A 24,447-nucleotide genomic window follows, 5' to 3' on the forward strand; every position below is an offset into this window, starting at 1 on the left:
TCTAATAGGACTCAACTTATAGTAGTTATTAGCCGGGACTATTTTATCACCGTTTGAGGAGGATAATATCCTTTCCTAACCGTAGTATTTGGATAAACTATACATCCCTTGCTTAACATTGTCCCGGGGTTAGTGACTGAATTACAACCTGTTTCTACGCGATCACCTAAGATGGCTCCAAATTTCTTTAAATCAGTAGTAATCTTTTTTCCCTCTATCTTTAATTGAATAGGCATGCTTCCTATATTAAGATTAGCTAACTTTGTTCCTGCTCCTAAATTCACCTGGTTTCCTAAAATACTATCACCCACATAAGCAAAGTGCCCGGCTTTAGCTTGATTTAAAAAACAAGCATTCTTTACTTCAGTCGTATGACCGATGACACACCTATTTCCAATAATAACATTTCCTCGAATATAAGCACCTTGTCTTATTTCACAATTATCTCCAATAATAGTTGGACCTTTAATATAAGCACCTGGTTCAATGACTGTCCCTTTTCCAATGGAGATATTCTCATCAGCTAAAGTTACTCCAGAATAAATTACCGAAGCTCCTTCTGATTTTTCATTTTCTATATAAACTTCAAAATTACCCTTAACTACATCTCCTATGACCAATCTAAAACCTTTCTCAATAAGAACACCTTTATAAATAACATAGGTTTTAAGTAAAAAATCTCCTCCATTTCTGAGATTGGTGATGTTAGGATTAAGATGTTCTTTAAGGTAACTTTTTATATTTCCTAAAGCTTGCCAAACATAATCAATATCTTTAAATATACCTTGATGAGCAAAGTCAGAAATATCAAAAAAATTTTCTAAATCCATTTATGACCACCTTAATGAACATTTTAATAAAAATTTCTTTACTTGTCAATTATTTAACTCTTTTTTCTATCTAAATGGCACAGCATTGACATTACCCCCACTCCCTGCGAGCATTAATCTTATCCATATCTACTTTTTTCTATCTAAATGGGTGCAGCATTCATATTACCTGAATTATCATCATTATTAATCCTAATTCTCTTTATTTTTCTCACTACCTCACCTGTAATTTATAAACTGAAATTAGTGAAGTCAGGGGAAGTGGATTACAAAACTTTATTTTCTTTTTATTTTTCTCACTACCTCACCTGTAATTTATAAACTCCACGTGGATGTCAAAGTCTTTCTCCTTGAGCATGGAGATAACTATCTGCAAGTCATCAATTTTCTTAGCCCTCACACGTACCTGATCTTTCTGAATCTCTGCCTGAACCTTCATCTTTAAGTTTTTGATGCTCTTCACAATCTCCCTTGCCTTATCCTGCGCAATTCCCTGTTGTAAAGTAACTACCTGCCTTACAGTGTTCCCTGATGCCCGTTCTATCGCCCCATATTGAAGTGATTTTAAAGATACTCCTCGCTTGACTAATTTAGACTGAAGGATATCTATAACATTTTTCATCTTTTGCTCATCGTCAGAGATAAGCGTTATCTCAGCCTTATCCTTATTGAACTCAATGCTGCTTTTACTTCCTTTGAAGTCAAATCTCTGACTTGTTTCCTTTGTTGCCTGCTGGACAGCATTTGTCACCTCTTGAAGGTCAACTAGACTCACTAAATCAAAAGAATGTTCATCTGCCATTTTTAACCTCCGAAAATTTTATAATATTTTATAATAATAATGTTGGCAGTACATGGAAGGAACTGACCGAGAACGTGAATTACATGGCTGGTAACTAAGGTGGTCGGGTTTGTCAAGACCAATTTTAAGAGGTTTGCCTCGTTATTGCAAATTTAGCATTTTAAATTTAAAATTTACAATTCGTAATGAATAATCCTTTTTTATACCTTTTTCAGATGCCTCGCTATAACTAAACTATAACAGGATACCACCTAATGGAGAGGGAGGATAGACCTTACCCTCTCCATAATTCGCCATCCCTTGTTTAATACTTTAGCCATCTGAAATAGAACTTTGGTAATCGGTAAGGGAAACAATTACCTGATCACCGATCACCCGATAACTGATAACCTTCCCTATTAAGTATTCTTAAGTGTCTCTATCAACTCGCCCTTGGCATTATAAATATCTGCCTTGACCGGGATTGTTCCGTTCAGATTGTGCGTGGCACATGAAAAACACGGATCATAGGCTCGAATAGCCATCTCTATCTTATTCATAATCCCCTGGTCATACTTACCATCCTTAATAAGGTTCATCGCTGCCCACTTGACCGACATATTGATGGGTGCATTGTTATGGGTAGTGCCAACGATGATATTTACGGCCGTAACCATCCCATTTTCATCAGTGGTGTAATCATGGATGAGTGTTCCCCGTGGTGCTTCAACTACACCCACACCTCTACCGGCTACCGGTTTTAAGGCAAGTCGTATATCAGGTGAGGTAATATCCGGATCATTCAAAAGCTCAACGGCATGTTCTGCGGCATACAACATCTCTATCAACCTTGCCCAGTGGTGTAACAGGGTAAGTTGAGCCGGTCGGCCAAAGTTTGCTCTCCATTCCTCAAACTCTACCTGAGCTAAAGGTGTTGCCAGTTTATCCGCAACATTCATTCTGGCTAAGGCATTTACCCGATATATCCCTACAGGGTTATCCATGTCCATAGAGAATCCGCCGGCCTTTTTGTCATAAGGGAACTTGAGGTATGTCCATGGCTCCACATGCTCGGCGATATAATCTAAGTAATCTTTTGGTTCAAAGTCTTCATAACTGCCATCCTTTTTCATCATCCGCAGTTTCCCATTATACAGGTTCATGGCTCCGTCATCATCAACCGTACCCAGAAAGCCGGTTTCAATAGGTGCATACGACTTTACCAAATCCAGGTATGGTGGAAAGATATTCTTTTTAGCAAAGTCCATGGCAAACTTAGCAAACTCAAGGCACTCATTTGCCATTTCCTTAAGTTTAACCACCTCATCCTTAGTAATTGGTTTGCTCCAACCACCAGGGCAAGCAGCATCTGGATGGATAGCCTTACCGGCCATTATTTGAGTCATCATCTGGGCTGTCCATCTTATTTTCACCACTGCTTTAGCAATATCCGGAACCTTGCCCACAATACCGATAACATTCCTTACGGTATAATCTGCCTCCGGTCCCATAACAAAATCCGGTCCGGAGAGGATAAAGAAGTGAAGCACATGAGAGTGGATGAAATGAGCCATATAGGCAAGTTCACGAATCTTTTTAGCAGCTGACGGTATATCAACCCCAAAGACAGCATCTGTTGCCTTAGCACTGGCTAAGTGATGTGCCCACGGGCAAACGCCGCATATTCTCGGTACAATTCTTGGTATTTCCTCTATTGGCCTGCCGGTACAGAACTTCTCAAAACCACGCAATTCGACTACATTTACATGAGTATTAGCCACATTGCCGGCATCATCGAGTTGAATAGTAATCTTAGCGTGGCCTTCAATCCTTGTTACTGGTGCTATAGTTATTGTTTTTGCCATTTTAATTACCTCCCACCCATTCCGGGTCTAAGTCTTCCTTGTGCCCCAATAAACCTATTGAATGTTGGTGCTCTATCCACAATCTCCCTTGGATTTAACCCGATAGATGATAATGCCCCCATCATATCGACCATAGGATTTGCCCCTTCACGAATTGGACCATAGCAACCACGACAGGACATATATGCCTTAATACATCTTGGCATTTTTTCACTACCACCGCAACCGGACATTGTTGCCGGCCCCTGACATAGAAAGCCTTGCTCCATAAAGCAACGCACTTCACTTAAAGGTTGGCCAGGGGTGAACTCAACCGATTCCAGTGGCCTCTTGATAGCAGTAACTGCCTTTTTCTCTCGCTTTGTCGGGCATTCATCACAGACCGAGCGTTCTGTTAGCTTAAATTCTTTCCCCTCTAACAGGCAGGTCAATGCCTCGGCTAATAACTCTGGTGTGGTTGGACATCCAGGAAGTTTTATGTCCACATTGACTACCTCGCTGACCGCATAAACCCGCTCTTCCATAGCAGGAATCTCTTGTGTTGGTGTTTGCCCTGCATCTGTACTTGGGGTATCCTGATACACAAGTTTAGTAATATCAGCTACGGTACAAAGATTGTTCAGCGCAGGAATTCCACCGTAGGTGGCGCATGCCCCAACCGTAATCAAGGTTTTGCATTTTCTACGCATCTCTTCCGCTATATGCCTGTTTTCTTTATTCCGAACACTACCGGAAATAAGCCCTACATCTGCCTCTGGAATCTCTAACTTTTCCCGCTCACCCATCTGTCCATAATACTTATGGTCCATAATAACCGGCATATGGACAAACTCTAATTTTGGTAACAAATCGAGCAACGGCTCTCCAATATCAAGTAATGTTACCTCACATCCGCCACAAGTAGCTAACCATTCTTCAGCAACCTTAACAGCCATTAGTTCCACCTCCTTAAAATTTGTAATAACCCGCTCTACCAGAGCAAGTCTGTTCAGCGGGGATATGTTTAACCGTCAGACTTGTCGGACTGGTCAGACTTGTCAGACTTGGTCAGACATTATTTCTCTCCGCGTATAGACTAAATACTTACCGTCCTCTTCAATCATTCTGGCTTCAAAATCTTGTGCCTTGTAACCAGGCAGTATTTTCTTTGCTTCAATATCAGTTTCGTAAATCTTGCCATCCCACATAAATTTCCGGTCATCAAATTTTCTTGCAATCTCTGGATTCATCATCTCACCTCAGATTAAAATGTCCTGAATGGACTTGGGCCCAACTGTTTTACCGTTTCGGTCATTTCCTGCATTACCTGAGCAAACTTTGGTCCTTCAGAGGCAGAGATCCACTCAAGTCTAAATCGCTCCGGTTCTATACCAAAGTCTTCAAGCATCAGACCAATAGCGTCTGCCCTGGATTCTGCTTTTTTGTTTCCTTCAAGATAGTGGCAATCCCCAATATGACAGCCACAGATCAGGACACCATCTGCGCCTTTAGTTAAGGCATCTACGACTAAATTTGGATGGACCATACCGGAACACATTACCCGGATAATCCGAATATTGGTGGGGTATTGCAACCTGGACACACCGGCAAGATCAGCGCCTGTATAACTACACCAATTACAGCAAAAGGCGATTATTAATGGTTCAAACTCATTTGACATGCTGGTAGCTTCCTCCTCTTAAGATACTGGTTGCAATGCCGCCTCAACCATAGCCGAAAGCATTTCCGGCTTAAAGTGCTGCACATAAATTCCCTTCTTCGGACATGTTGCCATGCACACACCACAACCCTTACATTTAGCCTCATTTACCTCTACTGTCTTTTTGATGGCCCCCTCCTTCATATATTCTATCAGGGTTATGGCTTTATAAGGACAGGGGTCAATACAATAGGCACAACCATCGCAGTTGGCATCAACGACAAAGGATAAAGCCGCCTCAAGTTCAAGTTCATTTTTGGAAAGTATGGTAGCGGCACGACCGGCAGCACCACTTGCCTGTGAGATTGATTCCGACACATCCTTTGGGCAATGGGCAAGTCCTGCCATATAGATACCATCCGTAGCAAAATCAATCGGCCTTAGCTTTATATGTGCCTCTAAGAAAAATCCATTTTGATTAAGTGGCACCTTAAGCATTTGAGCCAGCTCTTTATTTCCGGGCTCGGCAACTATTGCCGAAGATAATACAACCTGGTTAGTATCGATTAAAAGCCATTGGTCAAGCAACAAATCCCGGACCTTGACCCTTAACCCATCTCCTTCTGAATAAACCTCTGGCTTCTCATCATCATTATAGCGGATAAAGATTACCCCTGCTTCCCGTGCCTGGGAATAATAGTCCTCGCGTAAACCATAAGTTCGTATATCCCGATACAGGATGTAGACCTCTGTTTGGGGGTCTTTCTCCTTTAACTTCAGTGCATTCTTTATGGCCTGACTACAGCAGACACGACTGCAATATGATCTGTCCTTCTCCCGCGAGCCAACACACTGAATCATAACTATGGATTTCGAATTTCGAATTTCGAATTTCGAATTTGACAAATTTTCTTCCAATTCCCGCTGAGTAATTACCCGTTTATCCTGTCCATGCAGGTATTCTGTTGGTTTATATTCTGTTGCACCGGTAGCCACAATTATTATTCCATGCTCAATTTCAATCTCCTTACCATTAGAATTAAGCGTAGATTTAAAGTTGCCCAGGAAACCATCTACTTTTGAGACAGAGGTATTCAGATAAAGCTTAATCTTATCTGATTGAGTAACACAAGCAATCATACCTTCGAGTAATTGTTTTGGATTACTGTCATCAAGCAGATATTGAATCCTTCTCAGATTGCCGCCCAGCTCTTTTTCTTTTTCCACCAAATGGACTAAAAATCCTTGAGCGGCTAAGTCAATAGCTGATTGCATTCCCGCCAGTCCACCACCTATAACCAATGCCGCCTGATTTACCTTTATTGTATTTCCATAAAGTGGTTCTAAAAGCCGTGCCTTGGCAATGGCCATGCGGACAAGGTCTTTTGCCTTTCTTGTGGCTTTCTCAGGTTCATTTGCATGGACCCAACTGCATTGGTCACGGACATTTGCCATTTCAAATAGATATGGGTTAAGCCCTGCCTGACGAATGGTATTACGAAATAGCGGCTCATGGGTTCTTGGGGTGCAAGCGGCTACCACTACCCGATTGAGATTATGTTCCTTTATCTTCTCTATAATCGCTTGCTGGGTATCGGAAGAGCAGGTATAAAGTTTATTCTCGGCATGGATAACATCAGGTAATGTTCTGGCATATTCAATTACCCGTGGGACATCAACTACACCGGCTATATTTATCCCGCAGTGGCAGATAAAGACACCAATCCTCGGAGATTGTCCCGATATATCAACCTCAGGTGGATATTCTTTATCCGTAATTAAACTACCCCTTGATTCGGCTAATAGCCCGCCTGCCTTTCCCGCTGAGGCTGAGGCTTGCATGACTGTTTCCGGTATATCCTTGGGAGACTCAAACACACCTGCCGTATAAACCCCGGGTATGTTTGTTTCCATGGGGGAAAAGCTATGTGTCCGGCAGAAACCATATTCATCTAAATTAATTCCAAGTCGGCTTGCCAGTTCCTTTGTTCCTTTCTTTGGTACCATTCCTACAGAAAGGACAACCATATCAAACTCCTCTTCGGCAACCTTATTTCCATTCTCATCCTCATATCGCAGAATCAGATTTTTTGTTTCTTCAATTTCTTTTATCTCTGCTACCCTTGAGCGAACAAACCGAACACCGTATTCATCCTTTGCCCGATTATAATATTCCTCAAACCCTTTACCAAAGGTGCGCATATCCATATAAAATATAGTTGCATCCAGCCCTTCATGAGAATGTTCTTTAGCAATAATAGCCTCTTTGACCGCATAAGTACAACAGACAGATGAGCAATAGGGGTTACCTTTATTTATATCCCGGGAGCCAACGCATTGTATCCAGGCAACCTTTTTAGGTGCATTGTCGTCTGATAGTCGGTGCAAGTGTCCGCCAAATGGTCCTGAGGCGGATAATATCCGCTCGAATTGGAGTGAGGTAACCACATTTTGGTATTTGCCATAGCCATATTCACCCCTTATTTTCGGCTCAAATTTATCATATCCAGGGGTTAAAATAACCGCACCAACATCAATATCGAGCTTTTCTTCTTTCTGTTCGTAATCAATGGCACCGGCCTGACAAACGACTTCGCATATCCCACATTTATCTTTGAGCATGTGGACACAGGAATCATGGTCAATTACCGGCCAATTAGGAACACCTTGAGGATAGAAGATGTGAATAGGAGAACGGCTACTTAGTTCTTCATCAAATTTAGAGAGGATGGGAACGGGTTTTCTCTTTGCCCCTGAAACATCCTCGATGGTAATCCTTTTGGTGGGACAGATAGAAACACATGCCCCACAGAGATGGCATATATCGGATTGCTTACCAAACGGTGAACTTACTCTTCGCTTTGACCCACGATTAATAAAGCCCATCGCTCCTATGCCCATTCGTTCATTACACATCCGCACGCATAACCCACATAAGATACAACTCATATCTTTTTTTGGTTTAAGTCTCAGTTTAGTTACCCCAATTTCTTTAGCTAATTTCTGAATTTCTGTCGAATCAGGGCATCGGGTCAACAGGAGTTCTGCCATTATCCGCCGGGTCTTTATGACCCGCTCAGAGTGGGTCTGGATAACCAGTCCTTCCTGAACCGGATACAAACAAGAGGCAACAATATCACTGTAATTGCCATCTTTAATCTCCACAATACAAAGCCGGCAAGCACCATAAGATGAAAGTGCTTTATGATGGCAGAGAGTAGGAATCTTTATACCTGACCTCTGAGCGGCTTCAAGTATCTTCGTTCCTTCCTCTATCTGTATCTTTTGGTCGTTAATAGTTAAAGTAATCATTTTTCTACCTCTATTTTTTAGGTGTCACTCATCAGGTCTGCACCGCAGGCTATCCTTACCTCTGCTTGAGAATTTTCACTTTTCTCAATAACCTTAGCCTCTAAAATCTCTATGATTTTTTTAATATTCATCCTACTTTTTTCCATTTTTTGTTGTTTTTTTTATGCTGTGCTTGAATTTCAACACAGCAAAATTCAGCTCAATAGTTGTTTCGCTCTCATTTGATACCAGATTGTCATCAAGAATTTCAGCAATGATTTCACCGCTCTTTTGAAGCAAGTTTTGTTTTTGGCTATCGTCCTGTACATTTGACAGTGCTTTAATATTTCGTGAAAGGTTTCTAATTTTTGCAAAAGTTTCAATAATGGCTATTGTTGTTTGGGTTGCTTGCGGGCTTTTGAGAATCGTCGCTAACATATACAAGCCTTTTTCGGTAAAGGCACTTGGAATCTTAACTTTCCCTCCTTTGATTGAAGTCGAAAATTTCGACTTCAATGCAGCCCATTCATTTTTATCAAGTTCCAATGTATAACCACCCGGAAACTTATCTGGATTGTTCTTGGTAGCTTCATTAATTCTTTTTGTCTCAACTGCATATAATTCTGCTACATCACTATCAAGAATAACTTTTTGACCCCTTAAATTTATGATTTTGTTTTCAATTTCTTCAAGTTTTACGATATCCATGTTTTTCCTCTCTTCAATACAAAAGTTTGAACTCCCTATGTTATAATTACCGCCTCAAATTTACATATCTCACGACATGCCCCGCATTTAATACATTTATCTCTGTCTATAATCTGAGGCTGTTTCTTCTCGCCGGAAATAGCCGAAGACGGGCATACCTTGACACATAGCAAACAAGCCTTGCACCGCTCAGAGTCGATTGAATATTTAATCAATGTCTTACAGACACCTGCAGGACACCTCTTTTCTTTGATGTGGGCAATATATTCATTACGAAAATATCGCAGGGTAGAAAGCACGGAATTTGGAGCTGACTGTCCCAATCCACACAGAGAGGCATCTTTGACCATAGAGCCTAACTCTTCTAAAAACTCAATATCTTCCTCTATTGCCTTACCTTCACATATCTTGGTTACAACCTCAAGCATGGCGTTTATTCCCTCCCGGCAGGAGGTACATTTTCCACAGGACTCCCCATTAAGGAAGGTAAGGAAGTATTTAGTTATATCCACCATACAGGTGTTTTCATCCATAACAATCATGCCTCCAGAGCCCATTATCGCCCCAACTTTGGTTAGCTCCTCATAGTCTATCGGCATATCAAGGAGGCTTTCCGGAATACATCCACCAGAGGGACCACCAATCTGAACGGCTTTAAACTTCTTATTATTCTGAATGCCGCCACCAATTTCATAGACCATCTTGCGGAGGGTAATGCCCATAGGCACCTCAACCAATCCGGCATTGTTTATCTTCCCGGCTAAGGAAAAGACCTTTGTCCCTTTACTCCCTTGCGTACCAATCTCCGCAAACCATTTTGCCCCTCGATTGATAATAGCCGGGACATTTGCCCATGTTTCTACATTATTGATATTAGTAGGTTTGCCCCATAAACCTGATTGGGCCGGAAATGGTGGACGTTGTTTTGGAGCAACATCTCCTCCCTCAATAGAGGCAATCAGGGATGTCTCCTCACCAGAGACAAAAGCCCCTGCTCCCCTGAATATTTTCACCTCGAAATTAAAGCCAGCCCCTAAAATATCTTCACCCAACAGCCCATAATCCCTGGCTTGTTCAATAGCTCGCTCCATCCTCTTTATGGCCAGGGGATACTCAATTCTTATGTAGATATAGCCATGGGAGGCACCCATGGCATAAGCACCAATGACCATTCCTTCAAGAATCGAGTGTGGGTCTGCCTCCATAATTGACCTATCCATATAAGCCCCTGGGTCTCCCTCATCTGCGTTACAAATAATATACTTTGGTTCACCTTCAGCATTTCGACAAAACTCCCATTTTCTCCCGGTTGGAAATCCTGCACCTCCTCTGCCACGAAGTCCGGATGCCTTTATCTCTTCTATCACCTGCTCAGGAGTCATTGAAGTTAGAACTTTCGCCAATGCCTTATATCCATCCCGAGCAATATACTCCTCAATCTTTTCCGGGTCTATGAGCCCTCGATTACGAAGGGTAATCAACCTCTGGTCACGGAAAAAGACAATATCCTTCATCCGGGCAATGGGTTGTTCCTCTTTTTTGGGAACATACATCAATGACTTTACCGGTCTTCCCTTCAGGAAATGCTCCTCAACAAGATGAGGAATATGTTCAACCTTGACCTGCTGATAGAATATGCCATCCGGCTGAACAATCATAATTGGACCGGCATTACAGAAACCATCACAGCCGGTAGGAATAACCGCTACTTTGTCTTCTAAACCCCTTTTTTTGACCTCTTCCTCTAATGCTTTCATTATTTCTAATGAGCCTTTGGCCACACACTCTGTTCCTGTGCAAAGCATAATATTAGTTCTATATTCTTTCATTTAACCTACCCTTTCACTGCCGACTGATAGGGCGTATTCACTCACTATCTTACCACCCAGGACATGTTCCTCAAATACCCTTTTAATCTTTTCCGGAGTTATATCCACATACTTAACAGGAGGTTCATCTTTTAATTCTACGGTTATCATAGGTTCCCGACTACAAAGCCCTGCACAACTTGAGGTCATAAGCAGGACATCCTTAATCCCTTTCTGGTCTATCTCTTCCATTAATGCTTTCATGATTCTCCTTGCCCCGGCGGCTATACCGCAGGTACTCATATGAACAATGACTCTGGCTCGACCAGCCCCTTCACGAAGAAGGATAGTTCTTTTTGTCTCTTCACGAATTTTATCTAAATCCGCAGGTTTTATTTTTGGCATCTTGCAACTCCTTAGTGATATTCCTTAAGTATTTCTTCCACCTTGGCCTGGGTAACATGTCCATATACTTCTTCATTGACCATCAACGCCGGTGCCTTACTACAACAGCCAAGACAAGCAATCGTTTCCAGACTGTATTTCAAATCTTTGGTTGTCTCACCTGCTTTAATGCCTAACTCCCTTTCAAAGGCAGACAGGATAGACGGTCCCCCCTTAATGTAGCAGGCTGTTCCCATGCAAACACTGATGGTATAAAGTCCCCGTGGAGTAAACTTAAAGGCATTATAAAATGTAGCAATTTGATAGACCATACTCAACGGAAGGTCTAACTCCTCAGAGACATACCTTAAGATATGTTCGGGCAGATACCGATACTCAATATTGACATCATGAAGAACAGGCAACAGGTTTCCTTTTTCGTCTTTATAGGCATCTATTATCTTCTTCATCCTTTCAAGATCTTCCGGTGAAAGCTCTACCTGAACCTTTTCCTCATGTTCCATGTAAATTTTATACTTGACCGGGCAATTTTCGACACATACGCCACAACCGGTACACTTTGACGAATCTATATATCTTGGCTTCTTACTTATGGAGACGGTGAATTTGCCCGCTTCTCCCTTAAGTCCTTCTACTTCACCATAAGTTATTAATTCGATATTGGGATGTCCGGCGACATCAACCAATCTTGGTGCCAGGGTACACATAGCACAGTCATTAGTAGGGAAGGTTTTATCAAGTTGAGCCATTCTGCCGCCAATGGCAGGTTCTTTCTCAAGTAGATAGACCTTAAATCCCGTTTCTGCCAGGTCAAGTGATGCCGCAATACCGGCAATACCACCACCAACGACTAATACCGCACCGGTTTTCTTAGCCATCTATATTCTCCTTTGAAAATAAATATGCCTCTAATTTATCCACAATCCCTTTAGTATCTTCTAATGCTTCTTCCATATCCTCTTTGGTATAAGAATCTAAAGACCACGATGAATCTATTCCTAAATATAAAGCCTTATCCCTTTCTGGTGAAAGTGACTCTACAACTGTATTCAATTCATCTGAAAATGGGAAGGATGGATAAAGGCTCTTAAACCTGGGAATCTTTAAATAATGTTTTTTGGGTATTTTCTCACCTTTTAAGATAATTCCAGCTACACAAGAAGATTCAAGTGCATGATATATATGAAAGATAGCTCCCTCAAAATATTCCTTTTCTAAAAGAAAATTTGCCATTTCAAGATGACGATTTGCTGTCTTAAAACAACTTTTTGCTTGTTCTTCTTTACAAAAAATTCTTTCCATAAATCAACCTTCCTTCTCGGCGAATATTCTCAAACAGTAATGAGTTATCTTTTAAATTCTTAAAGGTTTCATAATCATAGATGATTGGAGAAAAAAGAATATTATATTTGCCAAATAGATTACCGAATACCTGTTTGGCAAATAATTTAGTCACCTTATAAGAAGAGCCTAACCTTCTTTTGGTTATTATTAAAAGGTCAATATCCCCTATCTTTTTTGCACCTCTTGCCAAGGAGCCAAATAAGACAATGGAGAGTATCTCACCCTTAAAATCTTCCTCCAATTTGTTTTTAGCCTCTTCTAAAATATCATTAATCTCCTTCATTTAAAATATCACCGCCTTTGTAGGGACAGGGTTTATCCCTGTCCGAAGCGTAATTGGTTACTCAAGCGATGGACAACCACAAGGGTTGTCCCTACAGAATGGTTACTCTTTCAATTCACCTGTGACAGAGCATTAGATTCACCTCGTTGAACGGCTGAAACCAATTTATCAGCACAGACTAAGTTTTTATGCAGTCCCAACTTTTTGGGTTCAAATCCAAATGCCAGCCCCAGCAATTGGGTAAAATAGACCACTGGTATATCAAGCTTCACATTGGACACAGATTCCACCTTGGCATACAATGTTTCTAACGCCATCTGGCACATAGAACAAGCGGTGACTATGCACTGGGCTCCTATATCCTTGGCTGAAATCAGGATATTTTTAGTCATCTGGATGGTTAAGTCTTCGTTAGTCATCAGCAGGGAGCCGCCACAGCATTTTGTTTTGTAAGGAAAATTAAGGTTTTCTGCCCCTAAAGCCGTAACTATCTCACCCAAAGATTTTGGGTCTTCCGGATTATCAAACTGTGTCCTTCGTGAAGGTCGCACTAACAAACACCCATAATAAGCCGCTACCTTCAAACCAGCTAAGGGCTTTTTTATCCGTTCCTTTATTTTGTCCAGTCCAATGTCATTTATGATGATGTCCAATGGATGCTTTATTTTCAACTTATTTTCCGGAATCTCCTGTCCAATAATATCCTCTAATTTTGGTTTAATCTCCGGGTGAGCCATTAGCTCATCCTCTACCTTCAACAAATTTGATAAACAAGCAGGGCAGGGGACAACTATCTTTGTCCAATCTTTTGCCGCAATAGCCACATTTCGTGCAGATAAGGAAAGAGCCAGAAGGGGATTTACCGAAGATGCCTCTACCGCCCCACAGCAATTCCAGTCCTTTAATTCTTCCAACTCAGCATCAAGGTTTGCAAATACTGCCTTTGTAGATAATTCATATTCCTTAGCGGTTGAATGAAGAGTGCAACCCGGATAATATCCTATGGTCATTTTTCTACCTTCCTAAAGATTTCTCGGATCTTTTTTATCCCTTTAATTCGATGAGGCAAAAATGGCAACTTACCATGTTTTATCATTTCTATGCCTAATGGCATATAGCCTATCATTCCGGCAATGTCCCTCTTACCTAAGAAGAATTTACCCATCAGTTCCGGCTCCCAGACCCGGCCATATGCCTTAATTGAATTGACAAACACCTTAGCAAATAAGGCACCTGGAGATTTTATCTTAATTTTACCCTTTTTAGCTTCCTCCAAGGCAATGTTTCGTATGGCATGAATGACCTCAACAAACCTGACATCCTGTGGACAACGTTCATAGCAGAGTGAACAACCGGCACATAACCAGATAAAATCAGACTCCAAGACCTCTTTTTTCATACCAAGTATGGCCATACGGATAATTCGTCTGGGATTATACTGCTCATCAATCTCTCGGACAGAACACGAAGCAGAACATGTCCCACAACCATAGCAACGCATTATTTTCTCTCCACCAGACACAGCCGCAATCTCATATTTAAAGTTTGGCTCTAAGTTACTTACCTCAATTGCTTTTAATCCCATTTTTAATTATCTCCATATTAATTCTACTTATGTCCTTATTAATTTTAATAATACCAAAAATATCTTAAAAAGGTCAAGAAAATTTTTTATTTGAGATCATAATATTAATAATTAGAGTTAATAGCATAAATCCGAAGCCTATCTATTAAAAAAATATCTTTTTAGAAACAGTATTTGCTCCAGCGGCTATAACTTAGTGCTCTCTCCACATTTTCCTTCTCTGTCAGGATTTGTTTAGATAGATTACCCATAAATTTTTACTCCAGTTTCTTCCACCAGGTCATTAAATAATGATTTCTTAGAAAGATCTACAAGATCAACAGGCTTTGGTAAGTGTTTAAATAACTCAGCATAAAACTTAAAGAATAACCGAGGTTCAATTCCTTTTACACCAATATCTATATCATTAGATTCCTTGCCCTTTTCAATTGATGAACCAAATAGAAAGACAGAGGAAACACTGTTGCTAAAAGACTCTAAATTTTACCCTTTAAAATTCTACCCTTGGAGCTTTTTTAGCTGCTTCTTCTACTTCAAAATAAGTAGCCTCTTTAAACCCAAAAATAGTAGCAAATACTCTCCCTGGAAATCTTTTAACATTCACATTAAATTCTTTAACAGCATTATTATACCTCATTCTTTCTACTGAGATTCTATTCTCTGTTCCTGATAATTCATGCATCAATTGGCTAAAATTTTGATTAGCCTTCAAGTCTGGGTATCTTTCTATTATTAACAATAATCGAGATAAGAACCCTCCTAATTCATTAGAAGCTTTTATCTTTTCAGGAACAGTATTTGCTCCAGCTAATTTAGCTCGAGCTTCAGCTATGCCGATAAATATCTCTTTTTCATGCTTAGCATAGCCTTTTACCGTATTAACTAAATTTGGAATTAAATCACCTCTTCTTTTTAACTGATTTTCTACTTGAGCCCATGTAACTTCAACATCTTCTCTTAAAGTAACAAGTTTGTTATAATGATTAGTAACGAAGCTAAAAATCATCCACGTTATTATAGCCACAACTATTAAAGCAATACCTAATTTTCTTTTCATTTTTTACTCCTTTCCTTTAATATAACTTTACCAATAACCTTTCTACCAACTTCCAGAAGCACCTCCGCCACCACTACTACCACCCCCAAAACCACCAAAACCATCACTAAATCCGCCACTTCCGCCATTATAACCACCACCTCGCCAATAGCCACCTCTACTACCTAAAAGCCCCAAAAGCAGAAATCCTAAAAGGCCCCTTCTTGAGCCTAAACATAGGATCAATAATAATAAAGTAAATAAGCTCCCTAAGATAGAACGACCAGAAATTTTGGTAGGTTTTTTTACTTGAAAAGAATCCATTTCGTGACTATCAAGATCTATTTTTACCTGATATTCCTTTTCTATAATCTTAGTAATATATATCATTCCGGCTAATAACCCCTTGCCGTAATCTCCTTCCTTGAAATAAGGAATCATTATCTTATCTGTTATCTGCCCACATAAGCCATCTGGCAAGATTCCTTCTAACTCATAACCAACTTCTATTCTAACTTTTCTCTCCTTGGGAACTACTAATATTAACAAACCATCGTCTTTGCCCTTCCTTCCAATCTTCCAAGCCTCAAATAAAGTTACACTGTAGCCTTCAATACTTTCTCCTTCTAAAGAACTAATGGTGGCTATCGCTACTTGAACCTTAGTTTCCTTTTCTATCTTCCAGGCTAATCTTTCTAAATAGCTTTTATAATTAGCGTCTATAATTGCCGCCAAGTCATTGACATATCCTTTAGGTGTTGGATATTTTTGCTCTTCTTTGCCGTATAAGGTAGAAATATAGCCTAAACTCACTAAGAGTAAACATAAGATTAATTTCTTCAGGTATCTTTTCATTTTACTACTTTTACTTTAAGCAACCTTCACTTCGTCTGCCATAATGGCCATCTTAAGTATTTCTTCCATATATTTATTATATACTTCCTCAAGTTCTGCTCTTTTGGAAATTTTAGATCCTTTCTTTAAATTTAATATTTTCTTAAATAAATCTAGATCAATCTTAAGATGCTCCGCTGCTTTATTTAAGAGATCTTCTTTATGGTAAGAAATAATTCCTTCCTTAAGGCGAAGTAAGTTTCTAATCACGGGTATAAGCGCAGAAAAAGATTCTAAAATAAGCTGGGTAATTGCCTTTTTACTCCTTCCTATCTCTAAATAAGCCTGTCTTAATCTTATTAACTTTCCTTTTAACTGTTGTTCACATTGAAGCTTTAAATATTCTCTACCTATCTCTAACTTTTCTAAAAAATCTTCTCCATAAATAAGAAGATAATTTTCTTTTATCTCTAAGAATTCTATAGGAAAGACATCGGTCGAGGTCTTGATATATTCATTCGTCAAGAATAAAGGAACAATAATCCTTTTTTTCTGTCCCTTACTGACTAATTTTAAACTTTTATTTAAATCATCTATTTTAAGATGATCAAATATTATCGCTAAATTTATATTTGACTTTTTAGAGATATAGTCATCTCCAACCGCACTTCCATAAACTATTATCGAAAGAAGATTATCTTGATGTATTTTTAGCATTTCCGAACCATACCATTCCACTACCCTTCTCATTTCTTCAGGTAATTTGCTTAGGTTCTTTAACATCTTTTCACCTCATTTTTAAATTAAATTTTGTTATTAAATTAAAACTATCTTTAAAGTCTAAATCTAAAAATTTGGTTTCCATTTTTCTTGGCACCTTTAAATCTTAATTAATCTTATATCTCCAAAGACACCTAATTTAGATTTCTTGATGACTAAGATTCCTTTAATCTCTTTAATATTTTCTACTACTTTTCTTATTTCATTAAGATCGATCTCTTTAGAAACCATATTACCAATTCTTGTGGCCATAGCATCAGCTAAAGCCGTAGATTTAGAAATAACTACCGCGGCATCAGCTTCACCAAAGCTTAAAGAAGGACCTACTGTGGCTGAAGAAGTACAAATGCCTAAAGGTGTTTCCTCTGGATATATTTCTAAAGCTAATTTATTTGAAAAGACTGAAGCCCCCGCAAATATTCCCACTTTTCGCCTTTTTCGACAACTAATAAAGATATCTCCTCCATTTTCTATTATAACTTCCGTAGAATAATTAAGGAGATCTTTGCCTGTATATTCTGCTATTACTCCTGCTACTGCCGCCATAGGTCCTACCTGGGCTTTTATTCCTGCCCAAGCCATTTCTTTTACAATTAAAGGAGCATCTTCGCTAACTAGACGAGGCTGGAGAGTCTTTTGAAATAAAGGATCCTTTAAGACTATATATTCTTCAATTAACTTTCGGTATTTTTTAATAGACTCTGTAGCTTCTTTGATCAGCTCTTTGTCTGCGCTTATAAATAAGTCGGTTTCCTTAACAGCTACGGTAAATTTAATTAACCCCTCACTTCTTGAGCTATTTCGGTAACTTCTTATTTCATACATAATTTAAACCTAAGTTAGTATAGCAAAATTATCTAAAAAGTCAAAGATAAGAGATTTTTCCTGTCATATAGCAGTTAGCTGTTAGCTAACAACTACTTAAATAAGATAGCTATAGCCTCATCAATAGTCCTTACTTTTATCAAGTCAAGAGGAAGAGAAGGTAAGTTATTCATATTAGAGAGAGGAAGAAGGCAACTCTTAAAACCTAACTTAGCAGCTTCTTTAATCTTTTTTTCTGCTTGGCTAATTCTTCTAATTTCTCCAGTCAGGCCTACTTCTCCTAAGATAACCATCCTTGAATCAATAGGTGTATTTTTAAAACTTGAAAAGATAGCACAAGCAATACTTAAATCAGCTGATGGCTCGTTAATTTTAAGTCCACCAGTTAAGTTTACAAAGATATCAAAAGAAAATAAATTTATCCCTATCTTCTTCTCTAAAACCGCAATTAAGAGATGAAGTCGATTATAGTCAAATCCTAAGACATCTCGACGAGGTAAGTTGTAACTACTATGAGTAACCAAAGATTGCAATTCTACCAAGAGACAACGACTGCCTTCTATCACAGAGGTAATAGCCGAACCAGGTGTGTTTTCACGATGCTCATTTAAAAATATCTGGGAAGGATTAAGGACTTCTTTTAAACCAAGCTCTTGCATTTCAAAGATACCAATTTCATGAGTAGAACCAAAGCGATTTTTAATTGCCCGTAAAATTCGGTAAGAGTAATGTTCTTCTCCTTCTAAATACAGGACTGCATCTACCATATGCTCTAAAACTCGTGGTCCGGCAATAGCTCCTTCTTTAGTCACATGTCCAATTAAGAAGATAGGAATATTCTTACTCTTAGCCAAGAGTAAGAGTTGAGAAGCAGATTCTCTGACTTGACTAATACTACCTGAAGAGCTAGATAACTCAGGAATGTGGACGGTTTGAATAGAGTCAATAATGGCTAATTGAGGACTGATATTATTGATTTGATCTAAAATAAGGTTAAGATTATTCTCGCAATAAATATATAAATTTTTAGGAGAAATACTTAAACGATCGGCCCGTATTTTTATTTGACCGGCGGATTCTTCACCAGAAATATAAAGCACCTCTCCATATTGATTGGCTATAGCTTGACTAACTTGGAGAAGCAAAGTTGACTTTCCAATCCCTGGATCTCCTCCAATCAGGACTATAGAACCGCTAACTATTCCTCCACCTAAAGTGCGGTCAAATTCTAAAATATTAGTCTTTAAACGGGGACAAGAAGAAGATTTAATATTCTCTAAATATTGAGGTGTAGACTCAGAAGAAGACTTCACTGGGGGGATAGAAAAACTCTTAATCTCTTCTATTAATGTATTCCAGTTCTGACAGCCAGGGCATTTACCTAACCATTTAAGGCTTTCATAACCACATTCTTGACAGAGATAAATTACTTGATTTTTTGGGGGCAAATAAATCCTCTATTTTCGTAGTAGTTTCCAAGGGTTTTCTTTTACATCTTCAGAAAGTTTGTTTAAGTTTTGAATAATTTGATCTAAATCTTTAGCTGTTTTTTCATTAGTAGTCAATTTACCCAAAAGACCTTCGCCTTTTTCAATCTTACTCATAATGTTCTTCAAGGCATCGGCTGCTTTAGTAAGCTCTTGAGAGGATCTCTGATAATTATCTAAAATAATATCTAATTTGTCTTTATTTTTAATAATAGCCTGGTCTATATTCTTAATAGGTTGGCTTATGTCCTTAGTAATCTGATCTATGTTTTCCTCTGTATTTTTAGTAATCTGATCTATGTTTTCTTTTATATTTTTAATAGTCTGGTCTATTTTTTTTCCTATATTCTTGAGCGTTTCTTCTAAATCACTTGAGATTTTCGTACTCTTCTTCTTTAACAAGATGGAAGTATTCTTAAATTCCTCGCAAGCGATCTTAATATCTTCCTTATTTTCTTTAATTAAAGAAGTTATATTTTTTTCAATCTCCCCAATGGTGGATGAAGCTACTTTAGCTGCTTCTAAAATAGCTTTAGAAGAATTACCTAAGCTTATAAAAACTTCCTTAATATTTCCTCTGTTTTCAGTAATAATAGTGTTAAAATTATTCATTACCTTGTCGATATTGTTTAATACATCTATAGTAGTCTTTACTATCTTACCAAGGTCAGCTTTTTTTATCGAACCATGTAATGCTTCCTCGATTCTCCCGGTAGTTCTTTCTAAATTTAAGATAATCTTTTCTGTCTTATAAAAAAGATCTCCAAGGCTAACAGGATCTACACCTACAATAGTATCCCCATCTCTTAATATTCTTGCCCTTGATAAACTTTTGACAATCTCTATATATTTTTCTCCAACAATTCCTAATGAGTTAATGGTAACTTGAGAATCTCTTTTAATAGATGCGCTTTCTCTGATCCAAGCAACTACTTTTATTTTTTCACCTTCCACTCTCATTTCTTTTACTTCTCCTACTTCCATTCCTGAAAAGCGGATAGGTGAAGCAACCTCTAATCCTTCTACTCGATTAAATAAGATGTTAATTTTATACCCTTTTTGGTAAAGATGAAAGTCACCTACGCTAATGACAATAAAGGTTAATATTAAAAGACCGATCAGGACAAAAAGACCTACTTTTACTTCTGTCAATGATTTTTTAGTTTGATTGTTCATAAATTTTCTACTTTATTAAATAACAGTAAAGATAACTACACTTACGAAAAAATATTACTTTAAACCTCAAGGTATGTCAATAATTTACTTTACAATGTCCGAGCATTCCTGAGCGCCATAGGGGCAAAGCCTTTATGGAAGATAGCTCCGAGTATTAGCCAGAGCCAACTTGTTAGTTATTAGTAATAGGGCCGTTGGCATTACCGCTAATAAATTGTTTGACTATTTTATTTTTAGTGTTTTTAATTTCTTCAGGTGTACCTACTTCAATAATTCTTCCTTGATAAAGCATGGCGATACGATCAGCAATAGTATAAGCACTGACCATATCGTGAGTTACCGCAATAGAAGTTAAATGCAACTCCTTTTTAAGTTTAATAATTAAGTCATTTATAATTGCTCCCATAATAGGGTCAATTCCAGTTGTAGGCTCATCATAAAGAATAATTTCTGGATTCGTAGAGATGGCGCGAGCTAAAGCTACTCTTTTTTTCATCCCTCCACTCAAAGAAGCAGGATACAAGTCTTCAATATTATGCAATCCGACCAGACTTAAATTCTTAGTAACTATTTCTCTAATCTCTTCTTTCTTCATCTCGGTATGTTCAGACAAGTAAAAACCAACATTTTCAGCGACCGTTAAAGAATCAAACAAAGCTGAATTTTGAAAGACCATGCCAAATTTTTTAATTATTTGATTTAACTTATCTTTAGGTAATTTAGTCACATCCTCGTTAAAGATTTTTATACTTCCTTGATCAGGCTTTAATAAGCCTATAATATGTTTCAATAAAACACTTTTACCACCTCCACTTTGGCCAATGATAACCATAGTTTCACCTTTATTGATAAAAAGATTAACTTCCTTTAATACTTGGTTGCAATCAAATTTTTTCCAAAGATTACTTACTTCTATCATCAAGATCCTATTGCACTTAGACACTTAAAATTTTGGACAATATTCATTGGGCAGTTAATCTAATTTAATCATTAAAAAAACGGTCAAAAGACACTATTAGTCTAACTAAATCATGGTAAAACTAAAGTTAAAAAGTAGTCTGTGACTAAAACAAGGATGATCGATGTCACTACTGAACCGGTGGTAGCTTTGCCTACTCCTTGAGCTCCTTCTTCTGAATTTAATCCTTTATAACAACTAACAATGGCAATGATTAACCCAAAAAAGATAGCTTTGATCAAACCACTTAATATATCAACCGGATCAACGAAGTACTTAGTTTTATCAATATATAAACTAGAGCGGATCCCAAACTTAGTCACGCTAATAAGATATCCTCCTAAAATACCAATAAAATCAGTATAAATAGTAAGAATAGGCACCATCGTTAACAAAGCCAAAAACTTAGGAACTATCAAGTATTTTATAGGATTTACCGCTAATGTCCGCAAAGCATCTATTTGTTCAGTAACCTTCATACTTCCTAGTTCAGCTGCGATAGAAGATCCAACTCTTCCTGCCACTATCACTGCCGTGAGGACCGGACCTAATTCTCGGGCCATAGAAAGACCCACGACCACCCCGATGTACGCTTCTAATTCAAATTGTCTAAATTGATAGTAAGATTGAACTGCTAAAACCATGCCTGTAAAAATAGCCATAATGGAAGCAATAGGTAAAGTTTTTAGGCCCACCAGCTTCATTTGCTCGACAATAGGTTTAAAGCGAAAAGGCGGAGTAAATATTTGGACTAAGATATCTTTAGCTAAAATAGCCAGGCTACCCAACTCATAAAGAAAAGTATATCTCTTAATAATAGCCTCCATTAGGTATAACTACTTTAAATTTAATAAGAAGAACTCTCGGAAGATAAATTTTCAAATCTTGTATATTCTTTAACAAAAGCTAATTTAAAGTTTTCTATTGGTCCGTGCCGATGTTTGCCAATGATTATTTCTGCAATTCCCTTGTTTTCGGGAAGAGGTTGATAATATTCTGGTCGGTAAATAAAGACCACCAGATCTGCATCTTGTTCAATAGCTCCAGATTCTCTTAAATCAAAAAGCTGAGGTCGGCGATCACTTCTTCCTTCTACAGCTCGACTTAATTGAGATAAAGCTATAACAGGAATAGAAATTTCTCTGGCTAATGCCTTAAGAGAACGAGAGATTTCAGAGATTTCTTGTTGACGATTTTCTGTTCCTTTCTTACCCTGCATTAATTGAAGATAGTCAATAATGATTAAGCCCACATCATACTTAGCTTTTAGGCGCCTAGCTTTTGCTCTTAATTCTAAAACAGAGATATTAGGAGTATCATCAATATAAATTTTTGATTCCGCTAAGATACCGGCAGAAGTAGTAAGCTTAGGCCAGTCTGATTCCCCAAGAAAGCCAGATCGTAAACTAGTTGAGTTTACTCTTGCTTCTGTGCACAATAAACGTTGAACTACTTGTTCTTTGCTCATCTCTAAGCTAAAAATACCAATAGGTGTCTTAGCTCTTGTTCCTGCATGTAAAGCAATATTTAAACAAAAGCTTGATTTTCCCATAGAAGGTCGTCCGGCAATAATTATTAAGTCGGAAGGCTGAAAACCACAAGTAACTTTATCGAAATCTACAAAACCACTTGGAACACCAGTAATGTTATGACGATCCGCATATAGTTTTTCAATAGCCTCAAAACTATCATGAAGCATATCAGCTACCAAAACAAAATCATAAGAAGTCTTACGGGAAACTACATTGAAGATGAGCTGTTCAGCTCTATCCAGCATTTGAGTTACTTCTCCAGCTTCGGTATAAGCACTATCTATAATTTCCGTTGAAGCAGAGATTAATTTTCGTAATAAAGCTTTTTCTTGAATAATTTGAAGATAATTTTCTATATGGGCAGATGTAGGAACAGCATTTAAAATAGTAGCTAAATAAGAAACTCCTCCAATTTTTTCTAAGTCTCCATTCTTTTTTAAACTATTCGTTAAAGTTACTAGATCGACCGGTTCGCCTTTATCGAATAAATCTACGATAGAATTATAAATTTTTCCGTGAGCTGTCTTATAAAAAAAATCTTCTTTTAAAGTTTCAACAGCTTTAATAATCGCATTCTTATCTAAGAGCATAGCTCCCAAGACTGATACTTCAGCTTCAATTGATTGAGGAGGAACTTTGTGAATACCATTCATGATTATTTATTTCTTAATTATTCCTTGACTACCCAAACCTTTATTTGAGCTTTTATATCTGAAGCTAAACTAATAGAAGTATCAAAAACACCTAATGTCTTAATAGGTTCTTTTAATAAGACCGCTTTTTTATTAATTGGTATGTTTTCACCCTGTAAGGCTTCGGCAATATCGATATTAGTCACTGAACCAAAAAGTTTTTCGTTTTCTCCTGTCTGTCGTTTGATAGTAATAGAAGTATGGTTTAGTTTTTCAGCTAACAAGAGCAGGTCCTTCTTTTTTTTTTCTTCGTCATGCCGTATTTTACTCTTTTTTATTTCAGCATTCTTGATATTAGCTGAGGTAGCTAAGATAGCCATTTTTTGGGGAATAAGAAAATTACGAGCATAACCCTCGGAAACTTCTTTTGTATCCCCTGCTTGACCGAGACTTTTTACATCTTGAATTAAGAGTACTTTCATTATATCCTCCTATCTTGAAAAATATCTCAACTTTGGCAAAAACTTTGCTAAAATATTCCCTTATGTAAAATTAAAAATCAAATAGCAAATGTCAAAATTACATATCAAAATGTAAAATTACTTTTTCCCTTTCAGTGTTAAAATACTTGAGGCAAAGATATTTGCA

General features: G+C 38.0%; 26 protein-coding genes. All 26 read right to left on the reverse strand.

The annotated features are described in order from the left end of the window. Window positions 1-38: 38 nt before the first annotated feature. Complete coding sequence (locus KJ849_05050; GenBank protein MBU2599920.1) at window positions 39-830, reverse strand: glucose-1-phosphate thymidylyltransferase; 792 nt, start codon at window positions 828-830, stop codon at window positions 39-41. A gap of 304 nt (window positions 831-1,134) precedes the next feature. Beyond that, window positions 1,135-1,632, reverse strand: a complete 498-nt coding sequence (locus tag KJ849_05055) for a YajQ family cyclic di-GMP-binding protein (GenBank protein ID MBU2599921.1) — start codon at window positions 1,630-1,632, stop codon at window positions 1,135-1,137. Window positions 1,633-2,030: 398 nt separating this feature from the next. Continuing rightward, on the reverse strand, window positions 2,031-3,476 hold the full coding sequence (locus KJ849_05060) for a Ni/Fe hydrogenase subunit alpha (GenBank protein MBU2599922.1): 1,446 nt from the start codon (window positions 3,474-3,476) through the stop codon (window positions 2,031-2,033). 5 nt (window positions 3,477-3,481) lie between these two features. Next, entirely contained in the window at window positions 3,482-4,411 is a 930-nt protein-coding gene (locus KJ849_05065; protein ID MBU2599923.1) for a methyl viologen-reducing hydrogenase, read from the reverse strand. A 102-nt stretch (window positions 4,412-4,513) separates the two neighbouring features. Further along, window positions 4,514-4,705: a hypothetical protein gene (locus KJ849_05070; GenBank protein MBU2599924.1), complete on the reverse strand. Its 192-nt coding sequence runs from the start codon at window positions 4,703-4,705 to the stop codon at window positions 4,514-4,516. A 14-nt stretch (window positions 4,706-4,719) separates the two neighbouring features. Continuing rightward, the gene (locus KJ849_05075; protein ID MBU2599925.1) at window positions 4,720-5,136 is read right to left on the reverse strand and encodes a hydrogenase iron-sulfur subunit; all 417 of its coding nucleotides are present in this window, start codon (window positions 5,134-5,136) and stop codon (window positions 4,720-4,722) included. Between the two features lie 18 nt (window positions 5,137-5,154). Further along, window positions 5,155-8,427 carry an FAD-dependent oxidoreductase gene (locus tag KJ849_05080; protein MBU2599926.1) on the reverse strand — a complete coding sequence of 1,091 codons (3,273 nt, stop codon included), beginning with the start codon at window positions 8,425-8,427 and terminating at the stop codon, window positions 5,155-5,157. 132 nt (window positions 8,428-8,559) lie between these two features. Continuing rightward, on the reverse strand, window positions 8,560-9,114 hold the full coding sequence (locus KJ849_05085; protein ID MBU2599927.1) for an ORF6N domain-containing protein: 555 nt from the start codon (window positions 9,112-9,114) through the stop codon (window positions 8,560-8,562). A gap of 35 nt (window positions 9,115-9,149) precedes the next feature. Beyond that, on the reverse strand, window positions 9,150-10,943 hold the full coding sequence (gene nuoF / locus KJ849_05090; protein MBU2599928.1) for an NADH-quinone oxidoreductase subunit NuoF: 1,794 nt from the start codon (window positions 10,941-10,943) through the stop codon (window positions 9,150-9,152). Beyond that, window positions 10,944-11,327, reverse strand: a complete 384-nt coding sequence (locus tag KJ849_05095) for a (2Fe-2S) ferredoxin domain-containing protein (GenBank protein MBU2599929.1) — start codon at window positions 11,325-11,327, stop codon at window positions 10,944-10,946. An 11-nt stretch (window positions 11,328-11,338) separates the two neighbouring features. Next, window positions 11,339-12,205 (reverse strand): NADH-quinone oxidoreductase subunit NuoE, encoded by an 867-nt coding sequence (nuoE, locus tag KJ849_05100; protein MBU2599930.1) that lies wholly within the window; start codon window positions 12,203-12,205, stop codon window positions 11,339-11,341. Then, window positions 12,198-12,629, reverse strand: coding sequence for a HEPN domain-containing protein (locus tag KJ849_05105; GenBank protein ID MBU2599931.1), 432 nt, complete (start codon window positions 12,627-12,629; stop codon window positions 12,198-12,200). Before KJ849_05105 ends, nuoE begins: the two co-directional genes overlap by 8 nt. Further along, entirely contained in the window at window positions 12,610-12,954 is a 345-nt protein-coding gene (locus tag KJ849_05110) for a nucleotidyltransferase domain-containing protein (protein ID MBU2599932.1), read from the reverse strand. The genes KJ849_05105 and KJ849_05110 overlap by 20 nt, the downstream gene beginning before the upstream one ends. 110 nt (window positions 12,955-13,064) lie before the next feature. Beyond that, complete coding sequence (locus KJ849_05115; GenBank protein ID MBU2599933.1) at window positions 13,065-13,964, reverse strand: CoB--CoM heterodisulfide reductase iron-sulfur subunit B family protein; 900 nt, start codon at window positions 13,962-13,964, stop codon at window positions 13,065-13,067. Continuing rightward, window positions 13,961-14,539 (reverse strand): 4Fe-4S dicluster domain-containing protein, encoded by a 579-nt coding sequence (locus tag KJ849_05120; GenBank protein ID MBU2599934.1) that lies wholly within the window; start codon window positions 14,537-14,539, stop codon window positions 13,961-13,963. The genes KJ849_05115 and KJ849_05120 overlap by 4 nt, the downstream gene beginning before the upstream one ends. 243 nt (window positions 14,540-14,782) lie before the next feature. Next, complete coding sequence (locus tag KJ849_05125; protein MBU2599935.1) at window positions 14,783-14,968, reverse strand: hypothetical protein; 186 nt, start codon at window positions 14,966-14,968, stop codon at window positions 14,783-14,785. Window positions 14,969-15,029: 61 nt separating this feature from the next. Next, window positions 15,030-15,596: a LemA family protein gene (locus KJ849_05130; protein MBU2599936.1), complete on the reverse strand. Its 567-nt coding sequence runs from the start codon at window positions 15,594-15,596 to the stop codon at window positions 15,030-15,032. A 42-nt stretch (window positions 15,597-15,638) separates the two neighbouring features. Beyond that, window positions 15,639-16,430 carry a TPM domain-containing protein gene (locus tag KJ849_05135; GenBank protein ID MBU2599937.1) on the reverse strand — a complete coding sequence of 264 codons (792 nt, stop codon included), beginning with the start codon at window positions 16,428-16,430 and terminating at the stop codon, window positions 15,639-15,641. A 15-nt stretch (window positions 16,431-16,445) separates the two neighbouring features. Then, on the reverse strand, window positions 16,446-17,192 hold the full coding sequence (locus tag KJ849_05140) for a hypothetical protein (protein ID MBU2599938.1): 747 nt from the start codon (window positions 17,190-17,192) through the stop codon (window positions 16,446-16,448). Window positions 17,193-17,288: 96 nt separating this feature from the next. Beyond that, a complete protein-coding gene (locus KJ849_05145) occupies window positions 17,289-18,014 on the reverse strand; it encodes a UPF0280 family protein (GenBank protein MBU2599939.1) in 726 nt (241 codons plus the stop codon). Window positions 18,015-18,106: 92 nt separating this feature from the next. Further along, entirely contained in the window at window positions 18,107-19,462 is a 1,356-nt protein-coding gene (gene radA / locus KJ849_05150) for a DNA repair protein RadA (GenBank protein MBU2599940.1), read from the reverse strand. Between the two features lie 9 nt (window positions 19,463-19,471). Next, entirely contained in the window at window positions 19,472-20,677 is a 1,206-nt protein-coding gene (locus tag KJ849_05155) for an MCE family protein (protein ID MBU2599941.1), read from the reverse strand. Between the two features lie 172 nt (window positions 20,678-20,849). Continuing rightward, a complete protein-coding gene (locus tag KJ849_05160; GenBank protein ID MBU2599942.1) occupies window positions 20,850-21,596 on the reverse strand; it encodes an ABC transporter ATP-binding protein in 747 nt (248 codons plus the stop codon). Window positions 21,597-21,706: 110 nt separating this feature from the next. Then, window positions 21,707-22,462: an ABC transporter permease gene (locus KJ849_05165; protein MBU2599943.1), complete on the reverse strand. Its 756-nt coding sequence runs from the start codon at window positions 22,460-22,462 to the stop codon at window positions 21,707-21,709. 20 nt (window positions 22,463-22,482) lie between these two features. Beyond that, on the reverse strand, window positions 22,483-23,820 hold the full coding sequence (gene dnaB, locus KJ849_05170; GenBank protein ID MBU2599944.1) for a replicative DNA helicase: 1,338 nt from the start codon (window positions 23,818-23,820) through the stop codon (window positions 22,483-22,485). Window positions 23,821-23,837: 17 nt separating this feature from the next. Further along, complete coding sequence (gene rplI / locus KJ849_05175) at window positions 23,838-24,281, reverse strand: 50S ribosomal protein L9 (protein MBU2599945.1); 444 nt, start codon at window positions 24,279-24,281, stop codon at window positions 23,838-23,840. Window positions 24,282-24,447 lie beyond the last annotated feature (166 nt).

The organism is bacterium (assembly GCA_018830565.1).
Classification (GTDB): Bacteria; UBA9089; JAHJRX01; order JAHJRX01; family JAHJRX01; genus JAHJRX01.

Bases quoted from the DNA above. Each gene is read 5' to 3' on its own strand.
- KJ849_05145 (MBU2599939.1), bottom strand. From the start codon at position 18,014: ATGTATGAAATAAGAAGTTACCGAAATAGCTCAAGAAGTGAGGGGTTA.
- KJ849_05140 (MBU2599938.1), bottom strand. From the start codon at position 17,192: ATGTTAAAGAACCTAAGCAAATTACCTGAAGAAATGAGAAGGGTAGTG.
- KJ849_05055 (MBU2599921.1), bottom strand. From the start codon at position 1,632: ATGGCAGATGAACATTCTTTTGATTTAGTGAGTCTAGTTGACCTTCAA.
- KJ849_05135 (MBU2599937.1), bottom strand. From the start codon at position 16,430: ATGAAAAGATACCTGAAGAAATTAATCTTATGTTTACTCTTAGTGAGT.
- KJ849_05160 (MBU2599942.1), bottom strand. From the start codon at position 21,596: ATGATAGAAGTAAGTAATCTTTGGAAAAAATTTGATTGCAACCAAGTA.
- KJ849_05165 (MBU2599943.1), bottom strand. From the start codon at position 22,462: ATGGAGGCTATTATTAAGAGATATACTTTTCTTTATGAGTTGGGTAGC.
- KJ849_05050 (MBU2599920.1), bottom strand. From the start codon at position 830: ATGGATTTAGAAAATTTTTTTGATATTTCTGACTTTGCTCATCAAGGT.
- KJ849_05080 (MBU2599926.1), bottom strand. From the start codon at position 8,427: ATGATTACTTTAACTATTAACGACCAAAAGATACAGATAGAGGAAGGA.
- KJ849_05095 (MBU2599929.1), bottom strand. From the start codon at position 11,327: ATGCCAAAAATAAAACCTGCGGATTTAGATAAAATTCGTGAAGAGACA.
- KJ849_05075 (MBU2599925.1), bottom strand. From the start codon at position 5,136: ATGTCAAATGAGTTTGAACCATTAATAATCGCCTTTTGCTGTAATTGG.
- KJ849_05065 (MBU2599923.1), bottom strand. From the start codon at position 4,411: ATGGCTGTTAAGGTTGCTGAAGAATGGTTAGCTACTTGTGGCGGATGT.
- KJ849_05070 (MBU2599924.1), bottom strand. From the start codon at position 4,705: ATGAATCCAGAGATTGCAAGAAAATTTGATGACCGGAAATTTATGTGG.
- rplI (MBU2599945.1), bottom strand. From the start codon at position 24,281: ATGAAAGTACTCTTAATTCAAGATGTAAAAAGTCTCGGTCAAGCAGGG.
- KJ849_05105 (MBU2599931.1), bottom strand. From the start codon at position 12,629: ATGGAAAGAATTTTTTGTAAAGAAGAACAAGCAAAAAGTTGTTTTAAG.
- dnaB (MBU2599944.1), bottom strand. From the start codon at position 23,820: ATGAATGGTATTCACAAAGTTCCTCCTCAATCAATTGAAGCTGAAGTA.
- KJ849_05130 (MBU2599936.1), bottom strand. From the start codon at position 15,596: ATGAAAAGAAAATTAGGTATTGCTTTAATAGTTGTGGCTATAATAACG.
- KJ849_05120 (MBU2599934.1), bottom strand. From the start codon at position 14,539: ATGGGATTAAAAGCAATTGAGGTAAGTAACTTAGAGCCAAACTTTAAA.
- nuoF (MBU2599928.1), bottom strand. From the start codon at position 10,943: ATGAAAGAATATAGAACTAATATTATGCTTTGCACAGGAACAGAGTGT.
- KJ849_05085 (MBU2599927.1), bottom strand. From the start codon at position 9,114: ATGGATATCGTAAAACTTGAAGAAATTGAAAACAAAATCATAAATTTA.
- KJ849_05115 (MBU2599933.1), bottom strand. From the start codon at position 13,964: ATGACCATAGGATATTATCCGGGTTGCACTCTTCATTCAACCGCTAAG.
- KJ849_05110 (MBU2599932.1), bottom strand. From the start codon at position 12,954: ATGAAGGAGATTAATGATATTTTAGAAGAGGCTAAAAACAAATTGGAG.
- KJ849_05155 (MBU2599941.1), bottom strand. From the start codon at position 20,677: ATGAACAATCAAACTAAAAAATCATTGACAGAAGTAAAAGTAGGTCTT.
- KJ849_05060 (MBU2599922.1), bottom strand. From the start codon at position 3,476: ATGGCAAAAACAATAACTATAGCACCAGTAACAAGGATTGAAGGCCAC.
- nuoE (MBU2599930.1), bottom strand. From the start codon at position 12,205: ATGGCTAAGAAAACCGGTGCGGTATTAGTCGTTGGTGGTGGTATTGCC.